The sequence below is a fragment of the Paenibacillus sp. J2L1-98 genome, from assembly GCF_056269405.1.
The window spans coordinates 240,737-255,309 of the sequence record NZ_JBWDNW010000007.1 but is presented as its reverse complement, the minus strand read 5'-3'; the positions used below and the strand labels follow the sequence as shown (position 1 = coordinate 255,309).

11 protein-coding genes are annotated in these 14,573 nt (G+C 48.4%); 2 read left to right on the top strand and 9 right to left on the bottom strand.

Translation table 11 applies throughout. The features are described 5' to 3' along the window. Positions 1–93: 93 nt before the first annotated feature. From AC0YNZ_RS16040 to AC0YNZ_RS16025, 4 genes are all read right to left on the bottom strand, one after another. Complete coding sequence (locus AC0YNZ_RS16040; RefSeq protein ID WP_475827556.1) at positions 94–1,218, bottom strand: NADH-dependent flavin oxidoreductase; 1,125 nt, start codon at positions 1,216–1,218, stop codon at positions 94–96. 168 nt (positions 1,219–1,386) lie between these two features. After that, entirely contained in the window at positions 1,387–2,799 is a 1,413-nt protein-coding gene (locus AC0YNZ_RS16035; protein ID WP_475827555.1) for an MFS transporter, read from the bottom strand. Positions 2,800–2,887: 88 nt separating this feature from the next. Then, on the bottom strand, positions 2,888–3,340 hold the full coding sequence (locus tag AC0YNZ_RS16030) for a MarR family winged helix-turn-helix transcriptional regulator (protein ID WP_475827554.1): 453 nt from the start codon (positions 3,338–3,340) through the stop codon (positions 2,888–2,890). A 113-nt stretch (positions 3,341–3,453) separates the two neighbouring features. Then, positions 3,454–4,194 (bottom strand): SDR family NAD(P)-dependent oxidoreductase, encoded by a 741-nt coding sequence (locus tag AC0YNZ_RS16025; RefSeq protein WP_475827553.1) that lies wholly within the window; start codon positions 4,192–4,194, stop codon positions 3,454–3,456. 185 nt (positions 4,195–4,379) lie between these two features. Between AC0YNZ_RS16025 and AC0YNZ_RS16020 the strand changes: the two genes are divergently transcribed. Together AC0YNZ_RS16020 and mprF are read left to right on the top strand one after the other, a co-directional pair. After that, complete coding sequence (locus tag AC0YNZ_RS16020; RefSeq protein ID WP_475827552.1) at positions 4,380–5,243, top strand: LysR family transcriptional regulator; 864 nt, start codon at positions 4,380–4,382, stop codon at positions 5,241–5,243. Between the two features lie 81 nt (positions 5,244–5,324). Further along, complete coding sequence (gene mprF, locus AC0YNZ_RS16015) at positions 5,325–7,988, top strand: bifunctional lysylphosphatidylglycerol flippase/synthetase MprF (RefSeq protein WP_475827551.1); 2,664 nt, start codon at positions 5,325–5,327, stop codon at positions 7,986–7,988. A 38-nt stretch (positions 7,989–8,026) separates the two neighbouring features. Here mprF and AC0YNZ_RS16010 read toward each other — a convergent pair whose 3' ends face one another. The 5 genes from AC0YNZ_RS16010 to AC0YNZ_RS15990 all read right to left on the bottom strand — a co-directional run bounded on the left by AC0YNZ_RS16010 (position 8,027) and on the right by AC0YNZ_RS15990 (position 14,567). Continuing rightward, positions 8,027–8,806 (bottom strand): squalene/phytoene synthase family protein, encoded by a 780-nt coding sequence (locus tag AC0YNZ_RS16010; protein WP_475827598.1) that lies wholly within the window; start codon positions 8,804–8,806, stop codon positions 8,027–8,029. Positions 8,807–9,166: 360 nt separating this feature from the next. Further along, complete coding sequence (locus tag AC0YNZ_RS16005) at positions 9,167–10,714, bottom strand: extracellular solute-binding protein (protein WP_475827550.1); 1,548 nt, start codon at positions 10,712–10,714, stop codon at positions 9,167–9,169. Positions 10,715–10,782: 68 nt separating this feature from the next. Beyond that, positions 10,783–11,643: a carbohydrate ABC transporter permease gene (locus AC0YNZ_RS16000; RefSeq protein WP_475827549.1), complete on the bottom strand. Its 861-nt coding sequence runs from the start codon at positions 11,641–11,643 to the stop codon at positions 10,783–10,785. Further along, complete coding sequence (locus AC0YNZ_RS15995; protein ID WP_475827597.1) at positions 11,637–12,497, bottom strand: ABC transporter permease; 861 nt, start codon at positions 12,495–12,497, stop codon at positions 11,637–11,639. Before AC0YNZ_RS15995 ends, AC0YNZ_RS16000 begins: the two co-directional genes overlap by 7 nt. A gap of 291 nt (positions 12,498–12,788) precedes the next feature. Beyond that, positions 12,789–14,567 carry a sensor histidine kinase gene (locus AC0YNZ_RS15990; protein ID WP_475827548.1) on the bottom strand — a complete coding sequence of 593 codons (1,779 nt, stop codon included), beginning with the start codon at positions 14,565–14,567 and terminating at the stop codon, positions 12,789–12,791. Between the last annotated feature and the right edge of the window lie 6 nt (positions 14,568–14,573).

The window sequence follows — 14,573 nt, the reverse complement described above, 5'->3', positions numbered from 1 at the left end:
TCTAAAAGGGCAAAACATTAAATGACCGCTCATAAGAACATAAAAAAACAGGCCAGAGAAAACTCTGACCCGTTCTTCTTACGCATATCTATATTAATCGCCTAGCGGAAACCAACCTGGCATATGAACGATAGTCTCCCAGAGTGGTGCCGGTACGACCAAACGTTCCTGATCGTCCTTGCTAAGCGTTGTTTTGATTTCTGCTTCCCGTCCTTCGGTCACCTTCTCGACCCAGTCCGGCTCTATAATGAGTTCCCGGCCAATAGCAACAAGCGGAATGCCTGTGCCCAGAGCTTTTACCGCATCATCCGGCGTATGAATGGAACCGACACCGATGATAGGCACCAAATGTCCTACCCGCTCTTGTATCCACTCAATGCGAGCTTTGGTCTCATCCGCGCCGCGTCTAGGCAGCGACCAGAAATCCTGTAAAGACACATGAAGATAATCGAGCTCTTTGCTTGCCAGCTCATCAACGAGTCTGAACGTATCCTCCATCGTTATGCCAGGCGTCGTCGCTTCCTCCGGCGAAAAACGGTAGCCGACAAGAAACGGCTGCTTCGAATGAGCAGCGACGATTCGCTTCACTTCATCAACGATGGCAAGCGGGAAGCTCAGACGCTTGTCAATACTCCCGCCCCAGCGATCATCCCGCGTATTCGAATGGGCAGAGAAAAACTGCTGCACGAGATACCCGTTGGCGCCATGGATTTCAACACCGTCAAAACCCGCTTCGATCGCTCTTCTTGTCGTTTCTCCGAAGTCGCGAATGATTGCCTCGATTTCCGTATCCAGCAATGCTCTGGGAACAACGCCGGCGTTTTGTTCGGAAGCTACCGCGCTGGCGCTGACCACATCGCCATGCGGCACAAGACCAGGCGGACATTCTCTGCCGCCATGGAAAATTTGAAGCACCGCCTTAGCTCCTTTTTCTTTGATCGCAGAGGCCAAACGCCGCAGGCTGGGAATCATCTCATCGCTGTCGCTTGCAAATTCACCTTGGAATCCTTTGCCGTTCGGCGATACATAGACGCAGGCCGTAATGACCATACCAACGCCGCCCGATCTGCGTCCATAATAATCCAGCTCAGGACCCGACACTGTTCCATCTTCGTTAGAGGAGAAATTGGTCATAGGCGCCATCACAACACGATTTTTTAATTGAACGCCGCTCTTAAAAGCAATCGATTCGAATAATGGCTTATAATTTGAATTCATTCTATACCTCTCTCCCGTTATGCTGTTTATTCATACGAAGCCCTTAACTGTAACTTTTTTCAATACTGTAATATTAGTTTATACAGTTAGAGATGTCAACCAAAAAAAACATTCTGAACCGCTAGGCTCAAAATGTTCTCTTCGCGCTGCCGATTAAATTGCCATGTACTACGCCGTTCTGGAGGATGACTTACTCTCCTTCAGCTTTGCCTTCATCCCCGCTTTACCGCCGGACGAACTGAATGAAAAATAATAAATGCCGACAATGATTGCGGCCAGGATGGCCAGTGCAAAGAAAATATTGCTGTACAGATAAGCCCCGCCATGGACAGCGAGCGGGTTAAGATGGAATGCCGTTTTCTTCGCGTCCAGCAGCTTGCCGATAATGCTTGTCGTCATCGCGCCCGAGATAAAGTTAAGCAAAGACATCAACCCCATCCCGACACCGATCTGTTCCTTCGCCAGGGTCCGCGAGATGGTGTTTGACATGGCTATTTGCATGAAGGTTTGGCCCATGTTGCCGAATATAAGCAAAAATAAAATCAGATATGGCGAAGCTCCAACAAATACAGAGAGCAGAACGAAGCAAACAAAGCTAAGCGAAATTGCCGTGTAAACTAAGAAAGAGTTACCCTTCTCATCCGCCAGTCTGCCCCCTCTTCGTCCCATGAATGCCGAGGTAATAGCAGCCGGAAACATAACAAGACCGATAACAGCCGGAGACAGATTATTCAGACCCGCCAAAAACTGCGGAGTAACAAATGGCATGCCGAAGCTCATAGCAGTCGCGAGAAAGGTAATAAATAAACCGAAGGAATATTTTTTATTGCTGAACAGCTTAGGCTGGATAAAGGGCTCCGCTGCCGTCCGGATACGAATGATAAACAGAATAAGCGATACGACGCCGCTGATGCAAAACAACCCATTTCCCAGCGAGATCGATAGCAGCAGTAAAGCGACCGATCCTCCTAGCAGAATGCCCCCGTAGAAATCAATCCTTTTCGCTTCGCCTTTTTGATCGTCTAAATATTTTCTGAAGAACGGCAGTGCAAGCAGCGGAATTAACGATAGCAGGAACAGGAATCTCCAGCTGGCGAAGCCCGTTATTAATCCCGATACAATGGGAGCCAGCGCGGTACCGAGCGCCAATCCTGAAGCTACAGTGCCAAGTGCCCTGCCGCGCTTCTCGGGAGAGAAGTATCTTACGGGAACGATCATTGCCGTAGCAGGGATAACGGCGGCTCCGCTGGCTTGCAATATTCGTCCAAACACAATCATCCAATATTCGGTTGCTGTCATCCCTACGACTGAGCCAAGCGCAAAGAAAATCAATCCGAAGGTCAGTAAGTCCTTCAAACGGTACTTATCGGCAAGCTTTCCGTATGTAACGGAGCCAACAGCGTATACGATCATATAACCGGTAAGCAGCCAGCTCACCTGCGAGGGCGTAATGCCAAACTCCTTGCTGATGACCGGCATAACGACATTAAACATAGAAGCATTCATAATCGAGAACACTAATGTGAACGCCAATACGGGCAAGAGCTTCTCGCCGTTGTTTTGTACGCTGGCAGTTTCCATCTCCCTTAAACACCCTCTCCAGATAAAAATCCATTATTGTTTGAATTCAAACTAAATCGGCAAAAAAAATTCATAATTAGAAATAAGCCTACTCGTAAGCGTTAATGATTTTTCTCAGCAACGCCTGCAGAGTAGCGGATTCTTCATCCGTCAGCAGTTGATTGGATTTATCCTTCGCCTGCTTGACAGCGTTAGATGACTTCTGGTGCATCTCTTTCCCTTGTTCCGTCAAATAGATCCTTTTCATTCTCGCATCCTGGTCGTGGTCACGCCGAACGACCCATTCCCTCCTCACCATTCCGTTGATCAAGCTCGTAACGCTCGATTTATCTATGAAAAGCAGCTTCTCCAAATCGGCATTCATCGCGCCAGGCATCATCGACAGCAAATGGAGAGACTGCGATTGCTGAGGAGTTAATCCAAGCGGCCTGAGGGCTGCTTCAATTTCACGCCGAATATTAATGAAAGCAAGCTTGATGAGCAGCGTATTGCTATCCTCAAGCTCCCAAGGGAAACGGGTTATATGACTTTGTTTTCCCATATGGAGCTTCACCGCCTTAAACTAGTTTGAATTCAAACTAATAATAAAATGGAGCGGATAATTTGTCAATGTAAACTGACAGTCTCCGCTCTATAAAAGGGAGGTGCGTAAAATTATAGCGTTTGTCCGCCATCCACGGTAATGAGTTGGCCGGTCATGGATTCTTGCTGCAACACCGAGCTAATTAAGCTGGCGATATCCTCGGGTGTCGAAATTCGCTGCAGCAAAATATGGCCCGCTAGAAGGTGCATGGCCTCTTCCCTTCCCTCCCACCATCTTGTAGCAACCGCGCCTGGAACGACGCTGCATACCCGTATTTCAGGGGCAAGAGCGCGAGCCAACGATTTCGTTAAGCCATGCACCGCGGCTTTGGAAACGGCATAAGGAAGCGATGATCCCAAACCGGTTAAACCGGCTATGCTGCCGACATTAACGATGGCTCCCTGTTTATTTGCCTTCATATAAGGACTAACTGCCCGCGCGCAATAAAACATGCCTTTCACGTTAACATCATAGAGCTCATCCCAAGCCTCCTCTGTTACCCCCTCTAAATCATCTAGCGGAATATGGCGCGTTATGCTTGCATTATTAACGAGTAAATCAACGGTCCCAAATTGCTGCGCCATGGTATGGACCATTTCCCGTACCTCCCTATCTTTTGACACATCTGCTTGTATCGCGATCGCCCTGCCCCCCCTATGCCGGATCAGCTCGACTGTTTCTTCCGCTTCGTCAATAGAACGGGAATAGTTGACGGCAACTTTGACACCTCTATCAGCAAGAGCTATACTTGTAGCCCTTCCGATTCCAGTCCCCCCGCCGGTAACTAAAGCTGCCTTATTTATTAGTTCCATCCATACCTCTCCTCTGACTTTTTTAATACAAATCCGCTTTATCCTAGAGCTCTCATTGGTTCTACATTCATTGTAATCAGTCATTGGTTTTATGTATAATGATCATAAAAGATACTGGATATCATAATTTATGATAGCTAGCGGCGACTTCCACATCAAAATCAACCTTTAGGAGGCCGGTAACGATGGAGAGTGCAGATTTACGCGTTTTTCATATGGTTGCTCGTGAAGGCTCCATTACGAAGGCAGCTCTTAGGCTCGGCTATGTGCAATCCAACGTAACCGCAAGAATTCGCAACCTTGAATCCGAGCTTGGCACAGCTCTTTTTCTCCGCCATAACAGGGGAATGACCCTTTCCTCAAGCGGCAAAACGCTGCTTGCTTACGCTGGCAAAATTATCGGCCTGTTAGAGGAAGCGACGCAGGCGCTGACCTCCTCGGACGAACCCAGCGGCCCGCTTACGATCGGCTCAACGCAGACGGCAGCAGCAGTTCGGCTGCCTGCGCTGCTGGCTTCCTATTACGGACAGCATCCAAAGGTGCTGCTCTCCTTGACGACAGGACATACGCAAGCTTTAATGGAGAAAGTGCTTCAATATGAGCTTGACGGCGCTTTTATCGGATGCGAGTGCGATCACCCGGAGCTCCAGTCCTTTCCCGTTTTTAATGAAGAGCTGGTCATTGTATCTCATGAATCCGTAAGCAGTATTGAAGAAGCGATGACGAAGCCCATCCTTGTGTATAGTACTGGCTGCTCCTATCGGGCCGTCTTGGAAAAATGGCTGCAAGCGAGCGGCTTAACTCATCCGCCGATCATGGAATTTGGCACGCTTGAAGCGATCGTTGGCGGCGTGTCAGCTGGACTAGGCATTTCATTGATGCCGAAGATTGTCGTTACGAAGCAAGAAGCGGAGGGCTCTATCCGAACGCATGTCATTCCGGAGTCGATCAAGCATATGAAGACGGAATTTATTACGCGCAAGGATTCTTTTGTAAGCAGCGCCCTGCACGCGTTTATAAAAACACTGCCTCGCGTAGAAAGCGAATGATTAGAAAGCATATGACCACACGATTCCGGCATGGCAAGATAATAAATAATAATGGTCAAATCACACAGAAGGGGATATTCAATGAACTGGTTTCGTGAAATAGCGCAAAAGCTGCAACTCATTAAGCTTCTTTCTATCCTATACCGCGCTAGGCTGCTGCGGATTCTCATCCCCTTCGCTATTATCGCTCTTGTTTACTGGGAAGGGCAGAAAGAATTCCGAGCGATCGATTGGGGCACAACGCTGCACCATCTTCACCATATACATCCCAAGACGATCTTTCTTATGTTAATCTTTTCCCTGCTTGCAGTATCTGTAATGAGTACATATGATTTTTTGATCCGAAAACATTTTCAATTTTCCATAGGCTTATGGGATACATTCCGTTATGGATGGATTGCGAACACCTCCAACAATCTCATAGGCTTCGCGGGTCTAACAGGGGCTGGGCTTCGAACCATCCTCTATCGCAATCGCGATATCCCGATTGCAAGCATTGCTGCATCGGTTGCTTTTCTTTCTACGATTACGTTTACCGGCTTATCTCTGCTGGCATGGTGCAGCATCATCGGTATTTTTCCAATAAAACCAATGATCGCAGCTCATCGATGGCTCGCTTATGCCCTGTGGGCAATCGGACTATATTTACCGCTATTCGTGCTGCTGCAGCGAACGTCGCTGTTCTCCAAATGGTTTAACCGGAATCAAGGGCAGCTGGGCTGGCGAACAATGACCGCTTCAGTCGGCGCTTCTTTTTTGGAATGGTTTTTTGCAGGGATGACCTTCTGGGTTATCGGGGCGATGTTGCTTCCAGATCTCACCTTTACGCATGCGCTCGGCATTTATACGATCGCTGCAATAGCCGGTATCATCAGTATGGCACCCGGGGGGATTGGAGGCTTTGACCTAACGGCCATGCTCGGTTTGCAGCTGTTAGGCTTCTCTCCTGACAAATGCGCTGTCGTTCTTGTATTATTCAGGCTGCTCTATTACATCGTGCCTTGGTTAATCGGCCTCATGATGGCTGCGTTCGAGTTCCCCATCAGCCTCAAACGCAATGACCAGGCGGACGGAAGCATAATGGAACGCGCTCTGAATATATGGCAGACGGTTTGGCGCTGGCCGGGGCAGTTCGGGTTTATTGGCGAAATAGGCGCTTGGTCGCTCGGCAAGCTTGTATTCGCAAGCGGGGTCATATTGCTGCTGTCCGCTGCAACGCCCGGTATGCTCTACCGGCTTCATTATGCGGAAGAACTATTATCGCTCCCCATTATGAGGCTTTCCCATCAGCTCAGCGTCATTATCGGCATCATGCTCATCGTGCTGTCCCGCGGAATATCGCTTAGGGTCAAACGAGCCTATTACTGGACACTCTTGCTGCTGTGCGCAGGCTCCTTGTTCACTTTAGCCAAAGCGTTCGATTACGAGGAGGCGCTCTTTCTCCTTATCGTAGCATTGCTGCTGTGGATAGCGAGGCACCGGTTTTACCGTCTTGCAGTGCCGCTCGGAAAATATAATGTCGCCAGCTGGGGCTTAATCACTCTCCTTATCGTCTATGGCTATTATCTGATCGGCTCACATACGCATCCGGCATTTCTAAAGCATCTGCCTGCCACGGCTAATGCTGCATGGCTGTTAGAGCCTGACGAGCATACTATCGTTGCGGTATTCGGTCTCTTAGTCGCTTGGCTAATGCTTTCGCTGCTTTATCTATTCCGGCCAAAGCGTTTAACGATTAACGGAGCCTCTCCGGAAGAACAAGCCAAATTAAAAACTTTTCTGGAACATGAACAAGGAAATTTATTGACGCATATGCTCTTTACTGGCGACAAAAGCTTCTTCTGGGCTATGGATAACCGCGTATTAATTCCATATGCCAAAATTAGAAATAAGCTTGTCGTACTGGGTGATCCGATTGGTCCCAAAACCCTGCTGAACGCGGCTGTACAGCAATTCCAAAAATTTTCGGATCAATTTGCTTTAGAGGTCGTGTTTTATCAGGCTGCGCCGGATTATTTGCCGCTCTATCATGAAAATGGCTACCGCTTTTTCAAGCTGGGCGAGGAAGCTCTCGTTCATCTGGATAGCTTTACACTAGCAGGAAAACAAAATACGAACCTGCGGACGGTCAAAAACCGCTTTGAGCGCGAAGGCTTTCGGTTTGAAGTCGCTCAGCCGCCGCATAATCCATTACTTGTGGAAAGATTGGCATATATTTCAAACCAATGGCTGGATGGCAAGCATGAAAAGGGCTATTCCCTTGGGTGGTTCGAGGCAGGCTACATGCAGACGGCGCCAGTCGCGCTGCTGAAAAATACTGACGATGACATTATCGCGTTCGCTTCATTAGCTCCAGGTTATGACGACGCTACGCTGTCCGTCGATCTGATGCGCTATTTGAAGGCCACACCGAATGGAACGATGGATCAGCTCTTCATCTGTTTGCTCGAGTGGGCCAAGTCTCAAGGTTATACCCGCTTTAATCTGGGCATGGCTCCCCTTTCGAGTGTAGGACAAAGCCAGAAGGCGATTAAGGAAGAAAAGCTGGCACGCATCCTATTCCAATATGGCGGCAGCTGGTATGGCTTCGTAGGTCTAAGAAGGTATAAGCAAAAATTTTCTCCGGACTGGGAGCCGCGCTATCTCGCCTATCCCTCTTCCGTCTCATTGCCGTTATTATTGGTTGAACTCGTCCGCTTAATTGCCCGTCGCCCAAGCAAAAACAAAAAAACGCAAAGCCCATGACCACGATGGGCTTTGCGTTTTTTTGTTAGGCAAGCTGTTTAATTGATGCTGTTCACAAGCTTCATAACGGCATCTCTCGTTAATTTATTGCCGCCGGCCGCTATTAAATTAACCGTTGCATGCGCTAAGGTAAGCGGAATTTTGCAGAAATCCAAGGCCGGTCCGCCATTTAATTCCACGATATAAGCATCCGCCAATTTCAGATTGCGGCGCGTATACTGGATCATCTCTTTCGGCCCCCAGCCGTCAGGAAAGAAGTCTACGCCGCGTTCCAAATCTTCTTTGCGATTGCGGAGAATATTAACGGCTTGCAGCCCTCTGCCAAAAGCAACCGCTTTTATATTATCGGTTTTCGTACCGTCATACCAGAACCATATTTCAGACAGCATTTCGCCTACCATACCGGCTACGCTATAGGTGTAACGGTCCAGATCATCCTCCGTCCGAATGTTCCAGCTCACATGAACCCAATCAGCCATCTGCTTGGCCATCATTGCAATATAACGGTATACGACTTCAGCAACAGAAGGAGGACAAAGCTGTGCCCACTCGTCCAACTGCAAGGTAACGGCAGGCAGCACTTTGCTATATGGGGCCATCAGCTTTTGCGTGCCCGCGATAACGTCTGTGGATTGGAATATATCATGGATTCTGAGTAACAGCTCCACCTTCAAATCATCCGCAATTACTTCATGATCCTCGATTTCATCAATAGCCCTCATGCATAGATAAGCAGACGCGACGGCTTCTTTTAATCCTTCTTTTAAACGGTTAATGGGAATATAAAAAGTTCGGCTCGTTTTCTTTAACATGATCATTGCATCATTCAAGATAAAAACTCCTTCATCATGGCAGCTTGGCTTTAGCTTATTTTACTAATATATTTATCATGATACCATACATAGATTTAGATGTGCACCGTTACTGCGATTTCCTGCCCTTTTCCGCTTAAGTTTTGGCAGCGCTTAATCTTCGCACTACTATCCGGAGCTTTATCCACCCTCTCTAACGTTAATATCTCCCAAAAAATGCGGTTTAATAATCATCTGCTGCAAGTGTTTGGTTCATGCTTTTCTTTCCAAATAAAAAACGCCCACCCATCGGCAAACTGCCGTATGGATAGGCGCTTATTTCACCTGCTTAACCTAAAGCTTTACGTTCGTCCCGCTTCATTCGGCTTAGTTGCCGTATCCGAGCGCCTTCAACTGCTCGAATCCGCTATCCAGGTACGCTTTATAATTCATGGATGTCTCCAGCGTTTTGATGAACGCGTCGTATTCGCTAAGCGGACGCTTGTTATAAATAAATTTCGCGATCTCTTCCTCGATATACCGGATGGCGTCAGCCGAATTAAAGCCTTCGGGATTATCGATGAATCCGTTGAGCGCTTTGATGCGAGGCTCGTCGTTCGCGAACTTGATGAAATCGGACTGCGTGGCGAATTTTGCCTGCAAATATTCCATTTCCGGCCTTCCGGTAAATTGATACAGCCAGGAATAGCCGACGTCGCCTGCCTTATCCGTCATTGTCGGCTTTCCGTTGTTGAGGGTGAAATGCGTGTCCTTCACTCCGAATTGAACGAGCATCGAGCCGCCGTCCGGATTCGAGATATAGTTCAGCAGATCGAAGACGTGCTGCAGCTTCTCCGGATCCTTCTCCAATGCCTTCGGAATAGCAACCCGCCCCGGTGCCGCGCCAATATCCCACGGGCCGTCGAATTGTCCGCCAGGTCCGCTCGGCGCGGCAATCTGCACCCACTCCGCATTCGGATTAACGGTCTTGATTTGATCAACGAATTGCTGCTTCGTCATATTCGGCCAATCGATATAGACAATGCCCGCTTGCCCCTTAATCGCCTTCTCCTGATGCTGAAGCGCGTTGTTGGCCATCAGCTCAGGATCAACCGCACCCGAAGCGATCATCTGCTGAATGAACGATAGTGCGTCTTTCATCGCCGGATCGTATAAGGCATTAACGACAGCTCCATCCTTCTCGTAGAAATTTCCAGGCATACCGACGTCGACAGGCATACCGACGCCGAAAGCTCCGAATACGGTAGAAAATGCGAGCAGCTTGCTTCCCGTCAAACCGTACGTGTCCGGCTTTCCGTTTCCGTCCGGATCCTGCGTCGTGAAAGCGACCGCTACGTCCTTTAATTGTTCGATCGTCGTCGGTACCTGCAGCTTCAGCTTATCCAGCCAATCTTTGCGGACCCAAAGGGTGTTATAAGGAATTTGCGGCGATTTGGTAATGGCAAAAACTTTTCCGTCCACCATGCCCTTCTTAACGCTGTCTTCGCCGATGTAGTTGACCGTCTGCTGCAATTTATCCATATAAGGCGTCAAATCAAGCAGCAAGCCTTGATTGGCATATTGAACGAGCTGCTGCCGGTTGTCCACAATGAACAAGTCCGGAAAATTGCCGGAGGACATGCGGACATTCAACTGGTTAACATAATCATCTTTCGAAGGATAGACGGTCAGGCCCAGGTCAATGTTTAGCGCCTTGTCCAGCTCCTGCTTAATGATATCCTTATCTGGCGTTGGGAGGTTATTGCCGATCCCGATAATTTCCAGCTTAACCGGCTTGCCATTTGCTTCCTTGACCGGATCGCCTGCGCTGCTTGAAGCGTTGCTATTGGTCTTTGTATCGCCGCCTCCAGAACAGCCAGCAAGCAGAGCCCCTAACAGTGAAATGGTTAACAGGAAAGAAAACACTTTTCTCATTATTTTATCCCCTTTCTTATCCCTATCTATTGAATAGCTCCGTATAGCTGATTTATACGGCAGCTAGATCAACCTTTAATCGATCCGAGAAGCATTCCCTTCGTAAAGTGCTTCTGAAGGAAAGGATAAATAACGATAATAGGCAAACTCGCAATCATGACGGAAGCCATCTGCATCGTCTGGGTAGGCATCATGTTCTCTGCATTCTCAAGCGGCTGCTGGCTTTGTATCAAAATTTCTCTGACGATGACCTGCAGCGGGAACAGTGTCCGGTCCGTCACATAGAAGATCGCTTGAAAAAACTCGTTCCAATGACCGACTAAATAAAACAATCCGACAGTTAGCAGTACAGGAATCGAGAGCGGTATGATGATCTGGAGCAGAATCCGGAATTCCTTGGCGCCGTCCATCCTTGCGGATTCGAACAATTCCTCGGGAAGCCCCTCGAAGAAGCTCTTCATAATGAGCACGTTAAAGCTCCATACAGCGTTTGGCAGGATCATCGCCCAGATCGAGTCGAGCAGTCCCATCGATTTTACAACCAGGTAGGTTGGAATAATTCCTCCGCTGAACAATAAGGTAAACACGATCATGAGAAGAAAAAACTGTCTGCCCGGCAGATTTTTACGGCTGAGCGGATAAGCCATTAATCCGGTCAATACGATATTGACAGCCGTGCCGATAACCGTAATAAGAACCGTGATTTGAAATGCCTTCGGAATATTCGACTCCGTTAACAGCGTGCGGTAAGCGGTGAAAGTGATCTCCCTCGGGAACAGAATAAATCCGCCGTTGCGCAGTACTTCACCGAATGGAGTGATGGATACCGATATTACATAAAGCATCGGAAGAATGGCGGCAAGAGCGCAAATCCCGAGAATGATATATACGATGCCATTGAATATTTTATCGTCCAAGCTTTTTACCATATTCCGCCACCCCACTTTTTCGCCAGCCGGTTAGCTCCGAGCACCAGTATCAGTCCGATGAGAGATTTGAACAATCCGACCGCCGAAGCCAAGCTGAAGTTTAATTGCTGCAAGCCTGTACGATATACCCAAGTATCCAGAATGTCGGCAACCGGGTACACCTGAATGTTGTACAAGATATAGATTTGATCGAAGCCGGCGTCGAGCAGCTGGCCCAGCTTCAAAATGAAGAGCAGAATAATGATGCTTTGAATGCCAGGAAGCGAGATATGCCATATCATCCGCAGCCGGCTTGCGCCATCGACCTTAGCCGCCTCGTAAAGCGTAGGATCGATGCCTGCCATAGCTGCCAAGTAGATGATTGCGCCCCAGCCCAGATTTTGCCACACTTCGGAACCGACCAGAATGCTCCGGAAATAGTCCGTCGAGGTCAAGAAAGGAATGGACTGTCCGCCTGCATCCACGATCAATCGATTTACGAGCCCCCCATTCTGGGATAACAGCGTCAGCAAAATACCGAAAATAATGACCCACGATAAGAAATGCGGCAAATAAGTGAACGTTTGGACAATTGACTTCAGCCAGCGAATGCGGCATTCGTTCAGCAGCAGGGCCAGCAGAATCGGCGGAAAGGTTCCGAAGATCAGCTTGTAGCAGCTAATTAACAACGTATTAGTCAATAGCTGGCTGAAATAGGGCGACTGATAAAAATCCTGGAAATGCTTGTACCAAGGGTCCGCCCAGGCGCTTCCCGTTATGCCGTCCATGATCGAGAAGTCTTTGAAAGCAATAATGACCCCGTACATCGGAAAATACCGGAAAATTATAAAATAAATCACACCCGGGAGCAGCATGATATAGAAAGCCCGGAAACGCCAGACGGTTCTCAGAACCGAATGCAGCTTCGTTTGCCGGACAGGCTGTATCCGTGCGGTGGTTATATAGCTTCGATTGGCTTGCATGAAATCCCTCCTTTTATGAATGCGCTTCCAATCTATGTTTTAAGTATAAGCACTGCTGCAAACTGCCGATATACATAATAACGTAAAAAGTGTATGAATTTATGACAAGCTTTACGTTGTTCTTTTATTTTGTGCCAACAAAAAAAGCCGTCCGATGGACAGCTTCAAATCTATGAATGCCGTTTAGCTGATAACGCCTAACAGCTCATCATTTTCGGTAATTACAGGGATGTCCACGCGGATAACGGTTCCAACACCATGAGCGCTTCCTATTCGCAAGCCATATGGCTCGCCATGATGAATACGGATCCTTTCATGCACATTGTGTAAGCCGATTCCGGTAAACCGGTATTTGGAGCGTTCCTGTTCAAAATGGTCATGCAGCGCTTTGCGAACCTCGGTTTGTGCAATACCGATGCCGTTGTCCCGAACATAGAGCCTGATTATGCCCCGCTCCAGCTTCCCTTTTATCGTAATGAGCCCTCCCTTATGCGGCAAAATGCCATGAAACAAGGCATTCTCTACAAGCGGCTGCAGCGTCAGTTTAAGTATCCGGTACTGCAGCAGGCAGGGCTCGATATCCAGCTCGTATTTATACTGCTTGCCGTACCGCACCTGTTGGATGTGCATGTACATGCGCAGCCCTTCCAGTTCTTCTTCGATCGAGACGTATTCCGATTGTTTATCGAAGCTGAAAGCTAACAGCTTGACCAGCGATCGGATCGTCTCGCGCACCTCATGAATTCTCTGCTGCTTGGCAAGGCTGCTTATGCAGGCAAGCGTGTTATACAGAAAATGAGGCGCGATTTGGCTCCGCAGCATTTTCAGCTCGTATTCCTTTTTTTGCTCCTCCGCCGACTTCGTCTTTTGCAGCAGCGTTTGAATCCGCTCCAGCATGCCGTTATAGCTCTGCGTCAGCCGGCCGATTTCATCCATTCTAGTAACCGGCAGCTTAGCGACAACCTGGACATCGTTCAACCGGTCCATCTTCTCCACGAACCGGCGGATCGGCTTCGTAAACGAGCGGCTGAGCAGGTAGGCGCTTAATAGCAGTACAATCATCCACACGATGCTGGCCGTACGGTAATTGTTATAAAGCTTCTGCAAATCCTGATAGAAATAGTCTTCCTCAATAAACGCGGCCAAGGACCAGCCGAGACGATTTTTCGCCGACTTCACGACCACAAGCAGCTCGGAGCCGGTTCCTTCGATTCCGCTGACCCCGATCTTAAGTGAAGCCAGCTGCTTCCGAAAGCCATCCTGCAGCAGAGGGGGATATGTTCCCGGTTTAAAAGGAAGCAGCTTATCTTGGGGTTCAAGCTGGTTAATAATATTTCCGTCTCTCGTAATTAAAGCATACGATTGATAGATCATCGGAGCGATTCGCTCCGTAAGAATACCCAGATTCACCTCGGCAACGATAACGCCCTTCACTTGTCTGTTTAAATCGGTAACCGGCAAAACATAGGCCAGCGTTTGGCCGGACATCGGTGAATAATAGGGCTCGCTTACATTAATCGCTCCGTAATTTTCCAGCGCAAACTTATACAGCTCCGGCAGCATCGGATTGCCTATAATATCGTAATTTACCTGTGCATTCGAAAACACTTTTCCGTCGGTACGGATCAAATAAAGCGTCTTTGCTATCGAACTGTTATAACTCGCAAATTTTCGCAAGGTGTCGGCGGCAAGCGCCTCGTTGCCATCCTCGAGCAGATCGGAACGGGTAGACAGCTGCAGGAGCATATTTTCAACATTGTCGAGGCTGGCATCAATATATTGATTCGTCCGGCCTACAAGCAGCTCGGCATCGCGAATGACTTGATTTTTCAACAGATTTTCAGCCTCGCTGAGATTGCGCCACGCAAGCACCATCACGAGCACAAGCGTCACAACGAATAAATAGATAAACTGCTTCGTGGCAAGACCGAGGCCGCTGTACCAATTGACCAACCTAAACATATCCGC